Source organism: Verruconatronum alginivorum, from assembly GCF_056590205.1.
This window is the reverse complement of record NZ_JBWPVQ010000001.1, coordinates 3032717-3053259: the sequence shown is the minus strand read 5'-3', so window position 1 is coordinate 3053259 and position 20543 is coordinate 3032717. Positions and strand designations below refer to the sequence as shown.

At 56.6% G+C, this 20543-nt stretch carries 18 protein-coding genes; 8 read left to right on the top strand and 10 right to left on the bottom strand.

Features of this window, described 5'->3' with window-relative positions:
* The first annotated feature begins 218 nt into the window (after window positions 1-218).
* From ACWUI2_RS11010 to ACWUI2_RS11000, 3 genes are all read left to right on the top strand, one after another.
* Window positions 219-344 (top strand): hypothetical protein, encoded by a 126-nt coding sequence (locus ACWUI2_RS11010; RefSeq protein WP_486985093.1) that lies wholly within the window; start codon window positions 219-221, stop codon window positions 342-344.
* A gap of 316 nt (window positions 345-660) precedes the next feature.
* Complete coding sequence (locus ACWUI2_RS11005) at window positions 661-1005, top strand: type II toxin-antitoxin system RelE/ParE family toxin (RefSeq protein WP_486982899.1); 345 nt, start codon at window positions 661-663, stop codon at window positions 1003-1005.
* Between the two features lie 2 nt (window positions 1006-1007).
* Complete coding sequence (locus ACWUI2_RS11000) at window positions 1008-1346, top strand: helix-turn-helix domain-containing protein (RefSeq protein WP_486982898.1); 339 nt, start codon at window positions 1008-1010, stop codon at window positions 1344-1346.
* A 282-nt stretch (window positions 1347-1628) separates the two neighbouring features.
* Here ACWUI2_RS11000 and ACWUI2_RS10995 read toward each other — a convergent pair whose 3' ends face one another.
* Together ACWUI2_RS10995 and ACWUI2_RS10990 are read right to left on the bottom strand one after the other, a co-directional pair.
* Window positions 1629-2018 (bottom strand): type II toxin-antitoxin system VapC family toxin, encoded by a 390-nt coding sequence (locus tag ACWUI2_RS10995; protein ID WP_486981374.1) that lies wholly within the window; start codon window positions 2016-2018, stop codon window positions 1629-1631.
* Window positions 2015-2254, bottom strand: coding sequence for a type II toxin-antitoxin system Phd/YefM family antitoxin (locus ACWUI2_RS10990; protein ID WP_486981373.1), 240 nt, complete (start codon window positions 2252-2254; stop codon window positions 2015-2017). The genes ACWUI2_RS10995 and ACWUI2_RS10990 overlap by 4 nt, the downstream gene beginning before the upstream one ends.
* A 334-nt stretch (window positions 2255-2588) precedes the next feature.
* On the opposite strand from ACWUI2_RS10990, the gene ACWUI2_RS10985 reads away from it, so the two are divergent.
* The 3 genes from ACWUI2_RS10985 (at window position 2589) to ACWUI2_RS10975 (ending at window position 5361) form a co-directional block, all read left to right on the top strand.
* Window positions 2589-2846, top strand: coding sequence for a type II toxin-antitoxin system Phd/YefM family antitoxin (locus tag ACWUI2_RS10985; RefSeq protein WP_486982897.1), 258 nt, complete (start codon window positions 2589-2591; stop codon window positions 2844-2846).
* The gene (locus ACWUI2_RS10980) at window positions 2843-3271 is read left to right on the top strand and encodes a PIN domain-containing protein (protein ID WP_486982896.1); all 429 of its coding nucleotides are present in this window, start codon (window positions 2843-2845) and stop codon (window positions 3269-3271) included. Before ACWUI2_RS10985 ends, ACWUI2_RS10980 begins: the two co-directional genes overlap by 4 nt.
* A gap of 923 nt (window positions 3272-4194) precedes the next feature.
* Window positions 4195-5361: an IS4 family transposase gene (locus ACWUI2_RS10975; RefSeq protein ID WP_486981265.1), complete on the top strand. Its 1167-nt coding sequence runs from the start codon at window positions 4195-4197 to the stop codon at window positions 5359-5361.
* On the opposite strand, the gene drt3b is transcribed toward ACWUI2_RS10975, so the two are convergent.
* The 4 genes from drt3b to hemW form a co-directional block, all read right to left on the bottom strand.
* Window positions 5358-7022 (bottom strand): antiviral reverse transcriptase Drt3b, encoded by a 1665-nt coding sequence (gene drt3b / locus ACWUI2_RS10970; RefSeq protein WP_486982895.1) that lies wholly within the window; start codon window positions 7020-7022, stop codon window positions 5358-5360. The genes ACWUI2_RS10975 and drt3b overlap by 4 nt on opposite strands.
* Window positions 6979-8178 carry an antiviral reverse transcriptase Drt3a gene (gene drt3a, locus ACWUI2_RS10965; RefSeq protein ID WP_486982894.1) on the bottom strand — a complete coding sequence of 400 codons (1200 nt, stop codon included), beginning with the start codon at window positions 8176-8178 and terminating at the stop codon, window positions 6979-6981. The genes drt3b and drt3a overlap by 44 nt, the downstream gene beginning before the upstream one ends.
* Window positions 8179-8198: 20 nt before the next feature.
* On the bottom strand, window positions 8199-11780 hold the full coding sequence (locus ACWUI2_RS10960) for a class I SAM-dependent DNA methyltransferase (protein WP_486982893.1): 3582 nt from the start codon (window positions 11778-11780) through the stop codon (window positions 8199-8201).
* A 452-nt stretch (window positions 11781-12232) separates the two neighbouring features.
* Window positions 12233-13420 carry a radical SAM family heme chaperone HemW gene (gene hemW, locus ACWUI2_RS10955; protein ID WP_486982892.1) on the bottom strand — a complete coding sequence of 396 codons (1188 nt, stop codon included), beginning with the start codon at window positions 13418-13420 and terminating at the stop codon, window positions 12233-12235.
* A gap of 195 nt (window positions 13421-13615) precedes the next feature.
* Here hemW and ACWUI2_RS10950 point away from each other — a divergent pair, with 195 nt between their 5' ends.
* The gene (locus ACWUI2_RS10950) at window positions 13616-15874 is read left to right on the top strand and encodes a SpoIIE family protein phosphatase (protein WP_486982891.1); all 2259 of its coding nucleotides are present in this window, start codon (window positions 13616-13618) and stop codon (window positions 15872-15874) included.
* Here ACWUI2_RS10950 and ACWUI2_RS10945 read toward each other — a convergent pair.
* Window positions 15865-16224 carry a DUF892 family protein gene (locus ACWUI2_RS10945; protein ID WP_486982890.1) on the bottom strand — a complete coding sequence of 120 codons (360 nt, stop codon included), beginning with the start codon at window positions 16222-16224 and terminating at the stop codon, window positions 15865-15867. The genes ACWUI2_RS10950 and ACWUI2_RS10945 overlap by 10 nt on opposite strands.
* A gap of 272 nt (window positions 16225-16496) precedes the next feature.
* Between ACWUI2_RS10945 and ACWUI2_RS10940 the strand changes: the two genes are divergently transcribed.
* Window positions 16497-16868: a metallopeptidase family protein gene (locus tag ACWUI2_RS10940; protein WP_486982889.1), complete on the top strand. Its 372-nt coding sequence runs from the start codon at window positions 16497-16499 to the stop codon at window positions 16866-16868.
* 16 nt (window positions 16869-16884) lie between these two features.
* Here ACWUI2_RS10940 and trhO read toward each other — a convergent pair whose 3' ends face one another.
* The 3 genes from trhO to trpB all read right to left on the bottom strand — a co-directional run bounded on the left by trhO (window position 16885) and on the right by trpB (window position 20191).
* Entirely contained in the window at window positions 16885-17754 is an 870-nt protein-coding gene (gene trhO, locus ACWUI2_RS10935; RefSeq protein WP_486982888.1) for an oxygen-dependent tRNA uridine(34) hydroxylase TrhO, read from the bottom strand.
* Window positions 17755-18086: 332 nt separating this feature from the next.
* Entirely contained in the window at window positions 18087-18965 is an 879-nt protein-coding gene (locus tag ACWUI2_RS10930) for a YicC/YloC family endoribonuclease (protein ID WP_486982887.1), read from the bottom strand.
* Window positions 18962-20191: a tryptophan synthase subunit beta gene (gene trpB / locus ACWUI2_RS10925; RefSeq protein WP_486982886.1), complete on the bottom strand. Its 1230-nt coding sequence runs from the start codon at window positions 20189-20191 to the stop codon at window positions 18962-18964. Before trpB ends, ACWUI2_RS10930 begins: the two co-directional genes overlap by 4 nt.
* Between the last annotated feature and the right edge of the window lie 352 nt (window positions 20192-20543).

Below are 20543 nucleotides of genomic sequence, written 5' to 3'. Positions count from 1 at the left end.
GCGAAGGACGGAGGTTCGAGAAAGGAGCCCGGACATTCCTGTCCGGGTACGCTGAGCGGAGGAGAGTCCTGGAGAGGGCGGGGTCGAGTGAAAACGGACAGGAAAATACGTTCTCCCTTATAGCGATGAAGCCATGACTTCATCGATTCTCCCCAGATCCGCGCATTGGGGTCGCCCAACTGTCAAGAGTCAAGACCTGACGTCTTCCGTCTGACCCGGTGGCCCGCCTGGTGATGTTGCCCCACGAAAGCCACGGCTACGTCGCCCGCGAATCGGTCCTCCACGTCCTCGCCGAAACGATCGAGTGGCTCGAACGCCACGTCAAATACCGGGACGGCGGATAAGAAATACTCGGCCTGCCCCCTTCCGCTGTTCCTAAAAAGACTGCGAAGGACGGAGTTTCGAGAAAGGAGCCCGGACATTCCAGTCCGGGTATACTGAGCGGAGGAGAGTCCTGGAGAGGGCGGGGTCGAGTGAAAACGGACAGGAAAGTCCGTTCTCCCTTATAGCGATGAAGCCATGACTTCATCGATTCTCCCCAGATCCGCGTCTCGGGGTCGCCCAACTGTCATGAGTCAAGACCTGACGTCTTTCGTCTGACCTGACGTCTTCCGTCCGCCCTTGACATGGTTAGCGTATGTGCTAACTTTCTGTTCCGAAATGCGGACGGTTGAATTTTATCGCAAGGCATCGGGAGCCTGTCCGGTAGAGGAATTTTTAGATTCTCTCGATCCGAAGCAGGCACAGAAAATTGCGTGGGTTCTGCAGTTGGTCCGCGATCTTCCCAGACCGCCGAAACAATACTTCAAGAAGCTTGTTGGGACAGAACTTTGGGAAGTTCGTGCCGAATTTGGCGCCAACGCCTTTCGGCTGCTTGGCTTTTATAATGGACCCAGCCTTGTGGTGCTCACAAGCGGGTTTGCCAAGAAAACACAAAAAACTCCCCGGCGCGAAATCGAGACGGCGGAGAGCAGAATGAAGGAATATTTTTCAAGAAAAAGGTAATCATGGACGATCTGGATAAATACATTCAAAACAGAAAAGAACGTGACCCGGCTTTTGCGGAAGGTTACGAAGCAGGCTACCAGGAATTTCTGGTTGGCATCCTTCTCAAGGAGGCCCGTGAAAGTGCCGGCGTGACGCAGGAAGAGCTGGCAAACGCAATCCACTCCAAAAAGTCCGTCATTTCCCGCCTCGAGAACCAGGCAAGCGACGCTCGAGTCTCCACCCTTCGAAAGGTTGCAAACGCACTGGGCAAAGAGTTGGTGATCGAGTTGCGTGATCCTCGGTCGAGAAAACCTCGAAGGAAAACTCCCCAAAAGCGCAAACCCAAGGTGCCCGCGTAAGTCCGTTATCTTGGGAAGGCCGGTCCCGGCCAGCTCTTCGAGTGGCAGACGGGAAAGACGTCAGCAGACGCGAAAGACGTCAGGTCTTGATCTTTGAGGAATCACCGGGGGAAGATCCATTTCATACGCATCTGTCAAGAGTCAAGACCTGCCGTCTTCCGTCTGCTCTCTGAAAATGCTCTCACGGACCCCTTACGTGATCTCGGGTGGATGCGAAAAACTTAAATACTAGGCCTGACCCGTTGGCGGCTCCCCATTTGCCTACGCCCGAGAGGCATGGAGCTACCACCCGGCCCTCACGTGGGGGTATTCGTGCAATTTCCCATCGGTGGTCAGTAAGAGAAGCCGTTCCAGCCTGGCCGTGGCGGTGAGCACGCGGTCCGCCGGGTCCGCGTGAAAGTCGCCAGGCAGGGAATACGCCTCCTCCATAATATCGAGGCTCAGGGGCAGAACCTGCCACCCGTTCTCCTCTACGGCCTGACGAAACCACGTCTTCCAATGACAGGGTAAAGTGATCCGGCCCCGCTCCTGAAGGCAGGCCAGTTCCGCCGCCGATATAACCGAAACGCTCACCTCCCGAGCTTCGGAAATTAACCGGCGGGTGGTTTCCCGCACGCAATCGGCGTTCTGGCTCAGGAACAATATGGCGCACGTATCCAACAGGATATTCACTTGTGCATCTCCCAGGTATTTTCGTCGATTGCCGGTTCGGTCAAGTCTCCGTGAACCTCCACGGTGCCTTTCGCCCATCCGATTCGCGTCCGATGCCGCCGCTCCCCGGCGGCAACGTCTCTCGAAGGAACTATCCTTGCCACAGGGACATTCCGTTTGCAGAGAATGACCTCTCCGCCCTTCTCCACCTCATCCACCAAAGCGGACAGCTTGGTCTTCGCCTCGCTAACATTCATCGACTTCATAGTCCACAACTAGACCATGTTTACGACTATGTCAATGACCCGCAGGAGGGCGATTGATTTGGAAGAACAGTCGGGGGTCAGCCCTCAAGACGCACTTCCTGTGCGTGCGGTTGGCCCAATTACCGCGTAAAGATTGGGAGTCGAAGAGCCCGCCCTGAGCCCGCGGAAGAGCCCCTGCCCTGAGCCCGTCGAAGGGGCTCCTGAAAATGCTCTCATGAACCCCTTGCATGATCTCGGTTGGATGCGAAAACACTCAAATACTAGGCCTGACCCCTTGGCGGCTGCCTTCTTGACAAGCCCAGTATACTGACCAAGCTAGTCAGATATGAACTCGGAGAGATCATGGAAGCTGGAGGAGGCGAAGGCGCGTTTTAGCGAGGTTGTGCGCCTTGCCCGGAATGCGCCTCAGCATGTTACCGTGCGCGGGCGAAAATCGGCTGTCATCCTTTCCGAGGAGCTTTACGAAAAACTGCGCCCGGAATCAAAGACCCCGCTCTCCGTATTGGTGCGGGAGTCCCCCCTGAAGGAAGTGGAGTTCGGTCAGCCCGGCAAGCCCATGCCGGTGCGGGAGGTCGATCTGTGAGGGGCTGGCTCCTCGACACCAACGTCCTGTCTGAGCTGCGAAAAACGCATTGCAAGCCATCTGTCCGCCGATGGGTCGATACCAGGCGTCCGGGAGAGCTGTTTCTGAGCACCGTCACTTTCGCGGAGATTCGTTTTGGCATCGCCCGTTTGCCTGACCCCGCGCGACGGCACGAACTCGACCATTGGTTGGATGCCGACCTTAGGCCCTGGTTTAGCGGACGCATTCTCGAAATTACCGAGGATGTCATCCTGCGCTGGCGGGAAATGGTCGAGCGCGGACGCAAGAGCGGCCATACTTTCAGCCAACCTGACCTGTTCATTGCCGCGACAGCCGACCTTCATAACCTCTGCGTCGCCACCCGCAACGAGAACGACTTCACCTCCACAGGCGTCGCGGTGGTAAACCCCTGGCATCCCGCTTGAGCCTCTCGCCGCGGGCGCAGAAAGGGGCCAGGTCTAGCATGTGAGTATCTCTGGCAGTCCCTAAGTGGCTGGTTTTGGGTGACCCCCGACAAAACAGAAAGCTGACCCTTTTTTCGCCCCCTAATACGGAAACCAGAAAGCTGACCCCTTTTCTGCCCCTTTATAGCGATGCCCCCATGACTTCATCGATTCTCCCCAGATCCGCGCCTCGGGGTCGCCCAACTGTCAAGAGTCAAGACCTGACGTCTTCCGTCCGCTTGACGTTTTTCGTCTGCCTGACGTTTTTCGTCTGCCTGACGTTTTTCGTCTGCCCATCTGTCAAGAGCCAAGACCTGACGTTTTTCGTCTGCCCGACGTTTTTCGTCTGCCCTGACGTCTTTCGGCTGCTCCCAAAAAGAATAGCGGAGCAAGCCGTCGGTGTGTGTGGTCAGAAGAGAGGCTAAAAATAGCGGTTTCGACCTCTCATGCCGAAGTGTTCGATCGAAATCAAGACAGTTCGGACGAGTCTTAGCATGGCTTGCTCCGCCAATTAATATGGCACTGACAATTCCTTCTTTTTCAAGAGAATTTTTAGGTGATCGGTCCAGTTCCAATTGAAAAACCAACTATGTAGGCCGATATACGCCTGAAAATCAGCTTTCTCGGAGACGCTCGCCCATGGGGTTGCCGCGCTAACCAGCTTGGCCTTCTCGGATTCGTTCAATACCGGACAGGAAACTAAATCAAGCAAAAGGTGAATGGATTCCGAAAACTGCGTGGGATCCAATCTACGAATAATCTGATACGATTCCTCACTAGCGTCCAGCTAAGGGGCCACCTCGGATTTGTAAGTAACGGATTTTCATGATCTAAAGAGGTGAGTTTGTTGTGACGCATTTGAAGCTTGGTCTGGTGTTCGGGGCGGGCTTATTGAGACTGGCCTCATGAACGAAGGCCGTCTCATTTTCACCCAAGTAATGGATACGCTGCACCGCGAGCAGTTTGAGCGTTGCGTTGCTCTCTACCCGATGCCTCGCCAGAGTCGGGGAATGAGCGCACGTGACCAATTCCTGGCAATGGCATTTGCGCAGATCACATTTCGCGAAGGATTGCGTGATATCGAAGCTTGTTTACGTAACAGTCAACATCTCTACGCCATGGGAATTCGGGGCAACATCACCCGAACCAACATTGCTTACGCGAACGAGTTTCGGGATTGGCGAATTTATGAAGCGCTCGGCCAAATTCTCATTCGTAAGGCGCGCCGCCTTTACGTCAACGAGCCGAACGGCTTGGAGATGGATGAGATGGTTTACGCGGTTGACGCCTCGACTATCGACCTGTGCCTTTCTATTTTCCCGTGGGCGAAGTTCAGAAGAACGAAGGCGGCGATCAAGCTGCATACCCAGATCGATCTTGCCGGCTCGATCCCTGTGTTCATCAGCATTACCGATGGATCAATTCATGACGTCAACTTTCTCGATCGCATGGCATTTGAGGAGGGAAGCATCTATGTTTTTGATCGTGCCTACCTGGATTTCGCCCGCCTTTTCCGTATCCATCTGGCTGGTGCATTCTTCGTTATTCGCAGTAAATCCAATACCCGATTCACCGTGTGTGAATCTCGGCAGGTTGATAAATCCACTGGTCTCAGATGCGATCAAGTGATCGTCTTGCGGACGAAAAAGGGAAAACGGGATTACCCTGACCGCCTTCGCCGTATTTCTTATTTCGATACCGAAACAAACAAGCGCCTGACATTCCTTACAAACAATTTAACGTTGCCTGCGTTAACCATCGCCGCGATTTACAAGAGCCGCTGGCGGATCGAACTCTTCTTCAAATGGATCAAGCAGAATCTTCGAATAAAAGCATTCTACGGAACCAGTGACAACGCGGTGCGCACCCAGATATGGATCGCCACGTGCGTCTACCTCATGGTGGCCTGTCTCAATAAGGTCCATGGACTCGATGAAAGTCTCAGCCGAATTCTACAAATCTTGAGCGTCAACGTATTTCAGAAGACCCCTATGAATCAGCTATTTGCAAACTATAATAACGGAAAACCCGCGAATGATATTTCGAACCAACTGGTATTCAAGGACTTTTAACTGGACGCTAGTGACGATTCCTGAACAAGTTCGTCGCGAAACTCTAAAAGTGCAGTCGACCTCTCAATTACGTAGATCAGGCTGACAATCTCGAAATATCCTAACCGTTTAAACTCTTGTGGGTCGTTAGGCCTTATAACTCGAAAACGGTCAATTGCCGCCCTGATCAACCGAGAGTCGACTTCCGAAAAACACTTACTCCTCGACCATGCAATCAAAAGATTCATCGTCTCAACCGAAGCAGCTCTACCTATGGCATATTCGATCGTTGATGAAATTTCGTAACTTAACCTATCAAAAACTACAACTGCTTCAGCTCCACTGAACTGTTCGAGAGCTTCTTCAACCTCAAGTATAATCTTAGCTAATCGAATTGATGATGAAACCTTGAGGTCGAGCCGAAAACAGTAAAATGAGAAATCAATGATTAGGACCAGAGCTCCAGTATCCTTATCACCCGAACGTCGCATACCTCTAATTATATTCTCCAGCGAAGCCAATAAAAATGCCGAAATCTGATTAAATGGGGCGTTGCACGTCTTGATAACGGACCTAAAATGATTTACCTCTACACGGAAGCGCCGTAGCAAACCTTCCGATATTCTTCGGGAGAAGTCACCCAAGTAGTCAGATATCTCAACCTTTGCGGAACTTGATTCCGAGAGGAAAGGCGCTCTTACAAACTTAGACTTGGATAAATTCATATAAAGCTTATATGATTCAAGCTCCCGAATTGCCACGTCTTGATAAACCTTCAATACAGATTCGGATAGGTAGAAAAAGAAAGTATCATCAATATATCGCATGTAAGAAAAATCGCGACCATGCTCATATCCATGCTCCCTCATTCTCATTATAATATTAGAATCAACCCTCTGGAGAATGATCTCCGCGAATATTCTACACAACTCGGGACCAACAATAAGCCCGTTTGTCTCATTGAAGTTGACGCGTTGAACCAAGCTGTCAAATCGCGCGTCAAAACTCTCGCGCATCCGCTTATATGCACGCCTTTTCGCCTCATGCTTTCCTCGAACTGCCCATCCTATTGTATGAGTATATATACTAGGAAAGCACTTTAAAATATCAGATTTAAACAGCAGGGGAAATTTTCGTTCAATATCCCCAAACTCTTCAGATTCATAAAACTTGTACAGGTGAGAGTATCTACTATATGCAAAATAAGATGATGTGTAGGCCGTGTTCTCCGAAATCTCCTCGACTTTATCATCTGGCTCTTCCGATACTTGAGCAGATCGTTTGAAATAGCGTTTTGCTATTTTCTTCGGACTTCGAAGAGAATACGCGCTTCTACCGCAAATTCCAGCTATCACGCCATCAAAATCTCGGTAGAAGGCCGCAATTTCAACAGCATGCGCCGGATGGATCAAGAAAAGAGATCGTGTTGCATCTAGTGATTGGCTGATCTCAAATTGATACGGAATTGTCGGCTTCGGACTATCAGGCATGAGTCGGGCTAATATTGCTGGGACATTCTTGCGCCTAAGCCGCGACGCGTAGTTATAACTACCCCAATTCGAGTATAAAATAGGGGTCTCAAAAGGAGCAACATCAGTCAGGAGGCATCGTTCAGTATCCGACTGTTTTATCTGAAAACTAGACATTGCACCAAGCCCGTTTAATTTGCCGGAGCCTTTCATGGGAAAAGACCCAGGATTGACCGCGAACCCACGATGAAAAAAAAGAGATCTTCCGGATCTCATGAAGTTGATTGGAATCCAGGTTATTACGCAGGTTTATGCTGAGAGAGTATATGGGTGATAGTAACATTCCAGCAAGATATCGATCTAGGTCTTTTAACTGATCTTGAATTTTATTCTCATCACACATCCGATAGGTATTTTTTATTCCAGAATGGATGGTCGTATTACGATCCATATCTAAAATCAAGGATCCGCCAGTAATAAAACGTAACCGATCTCGAAAAAGAAAGAAGTCCTGAGTTCTTGCGAAATCGCAAATTGCACATGCCACTCGCTGCTTGAACTTTTTGATCTTCCTATTCGATATAGAGACCGAAAATGGCTTAGAAAGATCAAAGCAATAGCCTAGAAAGGCAAAGTTACTTGCTGAAGGGAAGTCAATTTTGGATGTCTTATTCCGATTTAGAAGAAGGCCATTTGGCAATGCGTTTTTAACGAAGGAAAGAATTTCATTGTGACCTGCCCCATGTATAAGGCAAATATCATCGATGTAGCGAAAGTAAAAGGTTATTCTTTTGTTTTCGGATAGAGCAGAATCGAATTCAACCAAAGCCAGCTCGGCCAAGCTCGAGCTAATCGGGAGCCCCCGCGGCAAGCCCACCTCTCCGAACGCTAACCGCAGGAAATTAAGCAGATTAGATAGATGCAAGATTACGGGTGAGTTTTTTAATATAAATTTCGGCAATTTATTAATTAAACCTTCTAAGCAGATAGATTGAAAGAAATCCGCTATATCGGACCGAATTAATCTCCCCTCTTGTTCAGATTTGAGAGTCGATATCAAGCGGCGGATTTCCGTATTCCTGTCTCCGATTCTTGGATGAAACGCGGATCGGATAATGGCATCCGTTCTTCTGAGGCATATTGAGTCATAGAGCGTATCGGCAGTGTATGTCACTGTTCCGTTTTTCTTCATTCTCCGAATTTGCTGAACTGCGCAATTTGAGGAGTAGAATGAGCGGGAGACCCTGTCGAGTTCACCGGAAATGTCTGAGACGTTCAGCCGAAATCGATAAAGATCGCTATTTTTAAAGCATCCATGCAGCTCATTGGGGCGGTATCCTAAATGCGAAACGTCGGAAAATATTTTCATAACGAAGCAAGGGAGACAATCTACGCGGTATATCTACCGTCCTCTACCGCATGCGCGTGGCCGAGGGCTTGGAGGCTTTCGAGAATGGCTTCGATGCGGTCTTTACGGGCGGCTTTAAAGAGTTTGGCGATGGCGGTGGCGTCGGCGGGGGCGGACATAGTGGCCAGAGCCGAGCGAACGGCGGCGATCTGGTCGGGCAATGACTTTGGGAAAGCCATTGCCGTTCTTGGTTCTTTGTTCTTGGTGCTTTGTTTGCCAGCGGCGGCTACGCCTTCGATCTCTTGTTGCTGACCTTTGACCTCTGACTTCTGTCCTCTGGCCTGATACTCCGGCCGGAGCCAGCGGATGTGGCCGCGTTTTTCTTCTTCGGCGCGGGCGTGATTGAGGGCGACGAGGCGGGTGAGGATCTCCTCCTCGGACAGATCGGCGGGACCGTTCGACCCGCTCAGGTCAGGCCAGCCGTAGGCTTCGGCGACGGCGGCGTCGAGGTCGTCGTGGAGTTGTTTGAGGATGGAGATGAGGCCTTGTTCGTGGATGGTCTTTTCTTTGGCGGAGAGGGTGCCGCCGGAGCGGAGCTTTTCCAGGACGTTGTAGATGCCCGTCATCGTCAGATCGGGGTGAGCCGCCTGCCGGGATTTGCGGTGCGCGTCCAGCGCCTCGCCGAGTTTGCGGATGCGGGTTCTTTGCGTGTCCGTGCAATCGGGGAAGGGGAACGGCTTGAAGGTGCGGTTGTGTTGATAACGGGTATCATTGCCCATTCCGAGGCGACCGCCGACTGTGGTAGCCCAGAGCACATGAATTGAGGAAGAGAGAATGCCCAAAACAAAGGCGTCGTCAGCGACGATAGCGACAACGGAGGTGTCAGGAACGGTCGCCGGGGCAAGAAACTGAAACGTGAAGAACTTCGCTGTTCGTGGGACCGAGATATACCGGCGAACCGATTTCAAAGCTTCCCGAAGGTCCGGAATCGGCCGAGTAAAGAGCCACCAATTCCGCCTCCGTTCCTCGACGGGATTTTGATCCCGTTCCGGCTTTACTCGATCCAGTACCCACTGGAACAGTTCAGGAGAGGCCTCCTGGGCTTCATTCAACGAGCGCGGGTAGAAGTCGATGATGAGGGCACGACGGTCCTTCTGCGTCAGATCGCGAGCGATTTTGAATGGCTTTAAAATGTCCGAATGGTCTTCAGGCTTCACCCCCATAGCTCGGAGGTCATCCTGCTGCACAAGAAATCCCTGCCCGAGAGGATACATGCCAGTGAATGCAAGACCTTGATTTGATTCCAATTCGTGACATGAGCCAAAATCGATTCCGAGTTTGAGGTCGGAATGAATCTCGCCCCAACCCGTGCTCAGAGTCACTTCGTGCTCCCCTTCCTCGACCTCCCTTTCTTCCGTTACTAAAGAAAGCTGGCCGACGCCGTGGTCTCGCGACGCGACGGTCATGGCAATTCGAACCGCTGCGCCTTCTGCTGAATCAACCCAAGGATGGTCAGGTATCGCAAAGAGAATGCGAACCGGACACTTCGAGTCGGAGAGGTAGGCTTCGATGCACTTTCGATTGAATGATTGCGAAATCGAGTTTGTGGTTATGAAACCAAATCGAGCGATCTTGCCATCCCTGAGGAGTTTGGCGGCTTGGTTCCACCAAAACATCACGAAGTCCCAGCCGCCTGGATCATCAGCTTTCCATGCTTGCCGAACGGCTTCGACATACCCTCGGCCGAGCGCGTCGTACATCCGCTTGTTTCCGATGAAGGGCGGGTTGCCGACGATGAAGTCGGCCTGGGGCCAGGCGGCGGGGCGGGGGTTTTCGTAGCTGTAAATCGGGAGTTGGGCGTGTTCGTCGGGAACGGGGCGACCGGTGACGGGGTGCGGTTTGGTGGTGCGGCCGTCCCAGTGGGTCTTGGGGCGGCCGGATTCATCGCGGACAATTTGTTTGTCGTCGTACGCGAGGATGGCGTCGCGGGCCTCGATGTTTTTCGCGTCTTCCAGGACCGGCTCGCTGACGGTTTTGACGTCGCCGGCGGTGCGGAGGTGCCATTGGAGGTAGCCGATCCAGAGGACGAGTTCGGCGATGACGGCGGCGCGGGGGTTGATCTCAATGCCGCGCATCTGGCTGGGGCGGACGGTGGCGGTGTCCATTTCGAGGCTGCGGTTGCCGCCGAAGCGTTCCAGGGTGTCGAGCACTTCGCCTTCGAGGCGTTTGAGGTGTTCGAGGGTGACGTAGAGGAAGTTGCCGGTGCCGCAGGCGGGGTCGAGCACGCGGATGTGACAGAGCTGGCGATGGAATTTTTCGATCTCGGCCAGGGCTTGTTTTTCTTTGCCTGAGTTGGCGAGCTGGGCGGCCGCCGCCTGCACGGCCTGCCAGTCGGCGCGGAGGGGCTCGATGACGGTCGGGAGGACGAGGCGCTCGACGTAGGCGCGCGGGGTGTAGTGGGCGCCGAGTTTGTGGCGTTCGGTCGGGTCGAGGGCGCGCTCCAGGAGGGTGCCGAAGATGGCGGGCTCGACGTCGCGCCAGTCGGCTTTGGCGGCTTCGATGAGGAGTTCGAGCTGGTCGTCGGTGATGGCCAGGGCGCGGGGCTCCCGGAAGAGGCCGCCGTTGAAGCGGAGGAGTTTTTGGCGAAACCACATCACCGGGAAGAACTCGCCGGTGTCCATCGCCTTCCAGAGTTGTGCGAGCATGGAGGGGACGATTTGCACCTGGCCGCGGAGGCTTTTGAGCATTTCGCCAAAACCGCCTTTGGGGAGGAGCTCCACGTCCTCGGCGAACATGGTGAAGATGCAGCGCATCAGGAAATAGGCGGCCAGTTGCGGATCGTGTCCGTCGGCCTCCAGCGACTTGGCGAGGGCGGCGAGTTTGGCCGCGACCTCGCGGGTGACGGCGGCGGTGCGCCGGGCCGGGTCGAGGGAGAGCGGATCGGTCCAGACGAGGCGGAGCCGCTCGCGGATCTCGGGACGGCGGAGGTCGGTCAGCAGAAAGCGGTGGGAGCCGGCCGGGAACGGAGTGTAGGCACCGCCGGTGCGGCTGAATTCGGCGTAGATTTCGAAGGTGTGGCCGACATCGACCACGATCAGGAACGGGGGGCGTCCTTCGGTCGGCGGGAGGTGGCGGATGTAGCGCTCGGCCTGGTGCTTCGCCTTGAGGAGAACCTGGTCGAAACCGGCGCTCCCCCGGTGACCGTGTCCCTTCCGGCGCTTGGCTTCGCGCTCGCGTCCCGCTTCGGAGAGGGCGGCCTCGTCCTTTCGTTCGACTCCCTGTTTGGTTTCGAGAACAAAGCAGCCCCGACGGTAGAAATCGATGAAACCGTAGGAGGTTTTGGCGGCCTTGTCGTCGGCGACCGGTATCCGCCGTTCGAAGACGTAGGCGTTCTCCTGGTCTTCCGGCGTGGTCGGATCCGGCTGGGGAACGCCGAGGATGGTGCAGAGCTCGGAAAGGAAGAGTTGATAATTGGCCCGTTCCGAGGCCCCCGACTTCGACCACCGGGCGATGAAGGCGTCGACCAGGTCGTCGGCACCGGCCGCTGGCGAACGTCCACGGTCCGGGCCATCCTCACCGAGAGGATTGGGGGACAAGGTGTTCTGGCCGTTCGGGTTCTTCATGCCGAAGCGAAGCCTACGGATCAACCGGGAAAGATAAAGACGAAATCCGGGACTTTTCACAGAAGGGAGCAAAGGGGAAGGAAGGGGAACAATATGGAATCAAACTTCCTCGCCACTGGGAGGGATGGCATCCTGCCGTCCGCCGTTGGCGTCGTTGCAGGATAAGGTCGGCTGGAAGCCAACCCTCCGATTTAGCCCTGCAACCCGCATGAACAGTGAAGTTCATAAGAGGGAGCGAAGGGGAAGGACGGGGGGCAGGGAGGATTGAAAGAAGGGACGAGTGGTGAAGGCGAACGCGGCAGGTCATCGAGCGAAAGCTCGATGCTACGGTGACCGCGGCTGAAGCGCGCGGCTCCCTCATCTGCGCCTATCTGCGAAATCTGCGGTTCAATCTTCCCCCGAATCGATCTCTGTGGTTAATCATTCGTTCCGTCGTGGTCAAGCGCCGTCCGCTACGCCTCGATTTCCAACTCCAAAATTTCGCCGCCGATCCGGTCGACCACGAGGCGTCCGGCAGGTGTCAGGATCAGCCGGGCTCCGGCGCGAACGGCCAGTTCCTCCCGAACCAGCCTCTCCAGGTAGGCGTTCAATTCCGCCGACGGCTCGGCCGCGAACCGTCGGCGCCACTCCTGCAGATCGACGCCGCGGTTGAGCCGCAGTCCGAAAATCAGATAATCGGTCGCCAACAATCCGTCGTTGAGCAACTGGACTTGTTCGTCCGACCGAACTCCCTCCCGGAGTCGCTCCAGCCAGAGGTTTAAGTTGGCGATGTTGGAGGAACGCCGTCCCCGGTATTGGGAGGCACCCACCGGACCGAGCCCGATCCACTCGCCCATGCCCCAAGTATTTAAATTATGGAGACATTCCCGTCCCGGTTTGGCGTAATTGGAAATCTCATACTGCTGGAATCCCGCCTCTCCGAGCACCTCCCACGCGGTGTGGTAAAAGGCGATCTCGGTCTCCTCGCTCCGGGAGATCTGCCCCTTGGAGAGCTGGATATACAGGGCGGTATCCTCCTCGAATGTGAGGCAATACGTCGACAGGTGGTCCGGCCCGAGGGCTACCGCCTCCCGGAGATCGAGCCGCCATTCCTCGGCGGTTTGTCCCGGCAGGGCGAACATCAGGTCGAGATTGACGTTTCCGAATCCGTTCGCCCGTAGCCGTTCATACGCCTCGAACACCTTTTCCCGACGGTGCATCCGGCCGAGCGCGTCCAACAAACGGGGCTGGAAACTCTGGGCTCCCAGGGAGATCCGGGTGACGCCGATCTCATGCAACGCTTCGAGCCGCTCCTCTTTCACGCAACCGGGAGTCATCTCCACCGACCACTCGACCGGCGCGTCGGCCATGGCTCCACGCAAGATTCCACCCAAGCGGCGAATCTGCGCCGGAGGCAACAACCCCGGGGTTCCTCCCCCCCAGAAGACCGATTCGACCGGCAGCGGGGTTTCGAGCAGTTCCAACTCCCGGGCGATGCCGTCGACATACCGATCAAAATCCCCCCGGCCCGGTTTCTCCTGATAAAACGCGCAAAAATCGCAGGTCGACGAGCAAAACGGCACATGCACGTAAAGCCCGAGCCCCCGGGTGTCCGAGAGCCCCGGATTGATCGCACGGACCGTCTCGGAAACCATTTCCATCCGCTACCCCTTACCGATTCCGGCGGATTTGTCACCTTCTTCCCGCAAAATCCTCCCCCGCCCCCAAGGGGTTATCTCATCTGACCGGGACGATCTTCGGTCGCGGATGAATCCGTATTGAAATCGGCGGGGGCCGGGCTTACCATAAGTCATTTATCCGGCGAACCCCGGAACAACGATCCCAACTAACGACTTGTGAAACCTGGCATACGCATCAAGTTTGTCGGCATTCTGATGCTTGCGACCCTCCTGCCCCTCGCCGTGGCGGTCACCGCCGTTTATGTGCTCGGCAACAAGTATTACCGGCAATCTTCCGGCGAGATTTTCCAGAACCGGGCGAGGGAGATGGCCAACTATTTGGTCCTCGCGATCAACGGCCACACCGGTTCCCTCCAGGATCACGTCGCCTTGTCCGACTTCTACCGCGCGGTCGAGGCTCTCAATGAAGAACGTCGCCAGCAGCCGGAGGAGGTTTTTTGGTCGGAGCTCACCGCGATCGAACGGGAATGGCAGGATCTTCCGCCAGACAGTCCGATCATCGAGGATCTCGTCACCAACGAACTCGCCCGGCAATTGCGGAGCTTCCAGCGGATCTCCCCTCTTTTCGCCGAAATCTTCGTCACCGATTCCGTCGGACGAATGGTGGCGACCACCGGCAAAACCACCAATTATTGGCATGCATTCAAACCTTGGTGGCAGGTGGGAATTCGAAAACCGTTCAAAGACTCCCATGTGGAAGGAATCAATTACGACGAAAGCGCCGGGGTCTACTCCTTCGACCTGGTGATTCCGATCCGAGACTGGCGGAATCCCGAAGCTCCGGCCGCCGGAGTGATCAAGGCGGTGGTCAACGCTTCCCCCATCTTTGTGGAACTCACCGAGGAGGCGGCGGCCGCGGCCGATTGGCAACTGGTTCTGGAGGATGGCACCATTCTGTTTGGTCCGCCCCCGGTGGAAGGGCGCATCCCGGACCGGGCCCGCGACACGCTGCTCGAATTCGAATCGGGCTGGATGCTCCGCCGTCTGCGCGATGGGGCGGAACGGCAAATGGTCGGTTTCACTCCGCTTCCGTGGCGGTCGAATATAGCGGCCGACCGCCCTTCCGCGGAACGCCCGGGAAATCCGGACCCAAGCCGGGCCATCGAAGCGATCTTGGAACGTCTGGGTAACGACGGCCCTTGGGATGCCGGATCCTGGGCTCCGAGCCAACGCATCTTCGTCCTGGTCCATGAGGAAGCCGCGCTCGTCCTGGCGCCGATCCGCAACCAACTACTCCTGATCAGCGGTACCGGTGCGCTCTTCGTCCTGGCCTGTTTCTTCGTCGGCCTTTATCTCGCCCAATACCATATCATCCGGCCGATCAACCTCCTGCAGGCCGCCGCCGGCAGCATCGCCTCCTCGGCCAAACTGGAACGCCTCCGCGGAATTCCCGCCTCCGCCGAAGGTGGCAGTCCCCTCGATCCGGAAACCCGCAAACTCCTCAACCGGGTCCAAGGTTTCAAATCCGAAGACGAACTCGGAGAACTCGCCCGCGACTTCAACGCGATGGCCCAACGGGTCCTGAGTTACCACGCCCATCTGGAAGCGGCGATCAACGACAAAATCGCCGAGATCCAAGGGGATTTGGTGATCGCCCGCGAATTCCAGGAAGCGCTGATGCCACGCGAATACCCGAAGGTCCCCGACCTTGATCGCTCCGATTCGCTCAGCCTGAAATTCAACCACATTTATCAACCGGCCAGCACGGTCGGGGGCGATTTCTTCAACGTGATCAAACTCGGCCCCGACCGGGCCGGCATCTTCATCGCCGATGTGATGGGACACGGCTCCCGTTCCGCGCTGGTCACCGCGATCGTCGCCACCCTTCTCCACGACCTCGCCCCGAAAGCCAGCGACCCGGCCCAATTCATGGCCGCCCTGAACCGGCATTTCCACCACCTGATTCAACACAGCAAACAGGTGATCTTCGTCACCGCCTTTTACCTGGTGATCGACACCGCGGAAAAACGGGCCACCTACGCCTCCGCCGGACATCCGCCTCCTTTACTCATCCAACGCCACAAAGGGACGATCAAACCGCTTCTCCACGCGATGCAAAACGACACGGCCCTGGGATTACTCGAAGAAAGCACCTACGGCTGTTTCAGCCGCCCCATCCATGACGACGACCTGTTCCTTCTCTTCACCGACGGCCTGTTCGAAGCCCTCAACCCGAAGGGCGAGGAATTCGGAATTCAAAAACTGATCGACGTCGTCAACCGCAACATGGAGTTCAGCGCCGGAGAACTCGGTCGGCGCATCCTCGAAACCGTCCGCCGCTACAGCGGCTTCGCGGCCCAAGGCGACGACATCTGCCTGGTCACCGTCGAAGTCCATGCGCCGGACAAAACCGACCCCGATGCCGAGGCCGGCACCGGGAGTCAGGCCGAATCCGGCCGAAAAACTCAATTCTGAGCCCCGGCCGGGTAAAAGCGCGCCCATTTCTGCCGGCGCTTCGATCTTTCCGAGATCCGGCGGCGGGCCAAATGACTCGACAACGTCACCGCCGTCAGGACCTGGTCGGCTTCGCGCAGATACGGTTTCATCACCCGCGAGCCGCGTCGGTCCGCCATGGCCATCAATTCGTAAATCTCCTCCAGGCGGACCACCCGAGCCGCGGTTTGCTCCAAATGCTGCTCCACTGCCTCCTCGATGTCCGGGGGCGACAGGTTTCTTGTCACTTCCGGGAGAATCAGCATCCACTGCTTCTCCCTTCGATACAACTCCCGCAGCTCGGCCATGAAAAAATGTCGTAACGGTTTCAAATCCACCTCCTTTTTTTGAATTTGCACCTCGATTCACCCCAGCCCACGACCGGGCGGGCGAACGTTCCAGTTGTTTCCATATCGGGACCATGTTAGCGCATCGGAGAGGTTTCGGACAATCAGGTCTCCGACCGCTGACCATCACAGAAAAACCTGATTGATTGACTCGGGGTAAACGCGGGTAAATCCGGTCCGAACCTGATGCTCCGTTCAGACCTCCGGCGCGCTTCCTCCGCTTGCCATGGATCGTCCCGACGGCTCTACTCGTTGGCATGCAATGGGAAAAACTCGTGCAACTCGCTCAGGAGGTCATCGACGAAACGATCGGCGGCCTCCCCGAGGCGGTGAAAAGCCATGCTACCGGCCTCCCGCTCTCCTTTGAAGAGGCACCGTCGCACGAAGTGCAGGAAGAAGGAATCGAAGAAGACACCCTCGGGCTGTTCGTCGGCGAGTCCCTGGAAAACGTCGGGGCGACTCTCTCCCCGATGCCGGCGCAAATCCTCCTCTTTCTCCGCAACATCTGGGACTTCGCCGAACGCGACCCGGACCTCTACCGGGAGGAGGTCCGGATCACTTTCCTCCACGAACTCGGCCACTATTTCGGCTGGGACGAGGAGGATCTGTTCCACCGCGACCTGGATTGACTCGGATCGACCCGCCTCACTTCACCGGCGCGCAGGCCGGACAATAGCGGAAATCCGGATTCTCCGCCAAGGCCGCCTCGCTCACCGGAAACAGGCGGTGGCAATCGTCGTCCAGACAATTGATCAAAACCGCCCCACTCGCTCCGGTGTGGGCGCAAACGGCGATCGGCTCCGGCGGTTCGTCGGTCACCGGGACCGTCATCCGTTCGTCGAAAACGAAACATTCGCCTTCCCAATGGTCGGTCCCGACTTGTTTCCCGTAGGTGAGGATCCCGCCATCGAGTTGATACACCTCCCGAAAACCTTCCCGCCGAAACAACGCCGACGCCTTTTCGCAACGGATTCCCCCGGTGCAATACATCAGCACCTTTTTATCCTTCAGGTGACCGTAATCGCGCAACGCCGCCGGCAGATCCCGGAAATTACGGATCGACGGGCAAATCGCGTTTTTGAAACGGCCGACCGCCGACTCATAGTCGTTGCGCACGTCGAACAGGACGACGTCCTCTTCGTCGAGGACCCGTTTCCATTCTTCCGGCGACAGATGGTTTTCCGGTTCGGACTTCAGATCGAACGGTTCCTCGACCCCGAGGGTGACGATCTCCTTGCGGGCCTTGACCGACAACCGCTTGAACGGAACGTTTTCCGACCGGTCGATCTTGAACGGCATGTCGGCGAACAACGGATGATTCGCGCACCAGGCTTGATATTCATCCGCCGCCTCCGCCGAACCGCCCAAGGTCCCGTTGATCCCCTCCTCCGCGACCAACACCCGCCCCTTCAGTCCGAGTCCGCGACAAAGGTCCGCATGCTCCGCCGCGAACGCCTCCGGGTCCGGAATGCGGACGTATTTGTAATAAAGCAGAACAATGTAATCGGTTTTCATCCTAAACTAAACGAGTGGAGCCTGCCGGAGGAACTACACACCCCACCATGCTTGCGCATGGTCCCCCCCTCTCAAGAGGGGATCCGCAAGAAAAAGTTCCCCTCTTGAAAGGGTAAAAAAGTTCCCCTCTGGAGAGGGGGGGACCGCTCGCCAGAGCGGTGGGGTGTGTCTCCCGTTCCCCTCTTGAGAGGGGGGGACCGCTCGCCAGAGCGGTGGGGTGTGTCCCGTGCAAATCCATCGCCAAACCACCCCCGCCGACCTTCGCCCCAGTTCCCCCTTCATATCTATTCGTCTCCATCCCTGGCTAAAAACAGCATCCTATTCCCTATCCCCTATTCCACGTTCAGAATCTGCTCCCGGATCCGCTCCAACTCATTTTTGCACTCGATCACTTCGCGCGAAATGGCGCTGTCGGCCGCCTTGCTCCCGATGGTGTTGAACTCCCGTCCGATCTCCTGCAACAAGAACTCGAACTTCCGTCCCACCGGATTCTCCGCCTCCAAAAACTCCGCGAACTGCCCGAAATGGCTTTCCAACCGGGTCACTTCCTCGGAAATGTCGCAACGGTCGGCGAAAATCGCGATCTCCTTCAAGACCCGCTCGTCTTCCAGCGAAAACTCCAACCCGCTCGCCCGCAGACGTTTCAACAAGGTTTCCCGGTAATCGACCACCGCGCCGCCGGCGGTTTCCCGGATCCGGCCCAATCGCTCCCGCAATTCCCCGGCCCGGTTCGCCAAATCCTGCCGGATCGCCTCCCCTTCTCGTTCCCGCATGGCGACCATTTCCGCCGCCGCCTGATCGACCGCCGCCAACAACGGTTCTTCGACCGCCTCCGCCTCGGGCGCTCCGGTCCGGTTCCGCAGAGAAACCGCGATGTCGAGCAACAGTTTCGCGTCGGGTTCAAACGGCACTTTCAGCTTCTCGCCGAGGCGGGCGAGCTCAACCAAGGCCTTTTCGATTTCCACGGCCGGAAACATCTCCGCCTCCCCTCCGCCCGGCGCCTCCAAGGTCACCGAGACGTTCAATCGCCCCCGGAAGACCCGTTTGCGCAAAACCTCCCCGACCGCCGGTTCCAACCGCTGCCACTCGCGCGGCATCGATATCGCGATGTCGAGATTCTTCCGGTTGACCGATCCGATCTCCACCACCAGACGCGGCGAACCGCCCCCTTCGACGGCCGCTCGGCCGTAACCGGTCATGCTCCGGATCATGGCGCTTTTCCTTCCAGGATGCGCGCCGCCTGCTGAACGTCCTTGTCGCCGCGGCCGCTGAGGTTCAACACCACGATTTTGTCGCGGCTCAACTCCGGCGCCCGTTTCAACACGTAAGCCGCCCCGTGCGACGACTCCAGCGCGGGAATGATTCCTTCGAAGCGAGCCAGGCGGGTGAAGGCGTCGAGTGCCTCCGCATCGGTGGCATAGGCGAAATCGATCCGGTTGCGGTCGCGATAATACGCGTGTTCCGGTCCGATCGCCGCGTAGTCGAGTCCGGCCGAGACCGAATGGGTCAACTCGATCTGGCCGTCGCCGTTTTGCAAAATGAACGTCTTGCAGCCTTGCAGCACCCCGAGGCGCCCCCCTTCGAAGCGGGCGGCGTGTTCCCCGGCGGTCAGGCTCCGTCCGCCGGCTTCGACGCCGACCAAACGGACCGACGGCTCGTCGAGAAACTCGAAAAACGCCCCGATCGCGTTGCTGCCGCCGCCGACGCAGGCGACGATTTCGTCCGGCAACCGCCCTTCCCGTTTCAAAATTTCCTCCCGGGTCTCGGTTCCGATGACCTTGTGAAAATCGCGGACCATCATCGGATACGGGTGCGAACCGAGGGCCGAACCGAGAATGTAATGGCTTTCGCGGACGTTCGTCACCCAGTCGCGCATCGCCTCGTTGATCGCCTCTTTCAAGGTCTTCTGCCCGGCCTCGACCCCACGGACTTCCGCACCGCAAAGACGCATCCGGTAAACGTTCAAGGCCTGGCGCTCCATGTCGACCGCCCCCATGTAGATCACGCATTGCAGCCCGAGTTTGGCGCAAACTGAAGCGGTCGCGATCCCGTGCTGACCGGCCCCGGTCTCGGCGATCACCCGTTTCTTGCCCATCCGTTTTGCCAGCAAAGCCTGCCCGAGGGCGTTGTTGATCTTGTGGGCGCCAGTGTGGAGGAGATCCTCCCGCTTGAAATAGATTTTGGCCCCGCCCAATTCTTCGGTCAGGCGTTCGGCGAAATAGAGCTCGGTCGGCCGGCCGGCGTATTCCTTGAGCAACCGGTTCAGTTCCGCTTGAAACGCCGGATCCTTTTTCGCTTCCTCGTAGGCCGTGGTCAGCTCGTAAAGAGCGGTCATCAAGGTCTCCGGAACATACATTCCACCATAGGGACCGAAATGTCCGCGCTCATCCGGCAGTTCATGGCGCGCCCCGCGCCCCTCCACAACGTTCAACGACATAAGGGATCACTATGGGAGGTCGCTCTGAAAAGTGAAATTTTAAAATCCGAAATCTGCCGACCGGATCCGACCGGGAAATCGATCCGCGGCGATCATTCCCGCTTCGGGGACGTAATCAGAAGTGGTAGGATTACCATCGTGTCATTGCGAGGAGGCTCCGCCGACGAAGCAATCCACGAAACAGCGATCCGTGCCCCCTTTCCCGGAACGTGGATTGCCGCGTCAGTCGTTCCTCCTTCCTCGCAATGACAGATGGTTGTCTGTTTTTCCCACCACTTTCAATCGCGCCCCCCCGGCTTCGCAACCGCCGGCAATTCCCTTTGCTTCCGACCTCATCCGGGCTATTGTTATG

Bases quoted from the DNA above. Each gene is read 5' to 3' on its own strand.
- ACWUI2_RS11005 (WP_486982899.1), top strand. From the start codon at position 661: ATGCGGACGGTTGAATTTTATCGCAAGGCATCGGGAGCCTGTCCGGTA.
- ACWUI2_RS11000 (WP_486982898.1), top strand. From the start codon at position 1,008: ATGGACGATCTGGATAAATACATTCAAAACAGAAAAGAACGTGACCCG.
- ACWUI2_RS10990 (WP_486981373.1), bottom strand. From the start codon at position 2,254: ATGAATGTTAGCGAGGCGAAGACCAAGCTGTCCGCTTTGGTGGATGAG.
- ACWUI2_RS10985 (WP_486982897.1), top strand. From the start codon at position 2,589: ATGAACTCGGAGAGATCATGGAAGCTGGAGGAGGCGAAGGCGCGTTTT.
- ACWUI2_RS10975 (WP_486981265.1), top strand. From the start codon at position 4,195: ATGAACGAAGGCCGTCTCATTTTCACCCAAGTAATGGATACGCTGCAC.
- drt3b (WP_486982895.1), bottom strand. From the start codon at position 7,022: ATGAAAGGCTCCGGCAAATTAAACGGGCTTGGTGCAATGTCTAGTTTT.
- drt3a (WP_486982894.1), bottom strand. From the start codon at position 8,178: ATGAAAATATTTTCCGACGTTTCGCATTTAGGATACCGCCCCAATGAG.
- ACWUI2_RS10960 (WP_486982893.1), bottom strand. From the start codon at position 11,780: ATGAAGAACCCGAACGGCCAGAACACCTTGTCCCCCAATCCTCTCGGT.
- hemW (WP_486982892.1), bottom strand. From the start codon at position 13,420: ATGGAAATGGTTTCCGAGACGGTCCGTGCGATCAATCCGGGGCTCTCG.
- ACWUI2_RS10940 (WP_486982889.1), top strand. From the start codon at position 16,497: ATGCAATGGGAAAAACTCGTGCAACTCGCTCAGGAGGTCATCGACGAA.
- trhO (WP_486982888.1), bottom strand. From the start codon at position 17,754: ATGAAAACCGATTACATTGTTCTGCTTTATTACAAATACGTCCGCATT.
- ACWUI2_RS10930 (WP_486982887.1), bottom strand. From the start codon at position 18,965: ATGATCCGGAGCATGACCGGTTACGGCCGAGCGGCCGTCGAAGGGGGC.
- trpB (WP_486982886.1), bottom strand. From the start codon at position 20,191: ATGTCGTTGAACGTTGTGGAGGGGCGCGGGGCGCGCCATGAACTGCCG.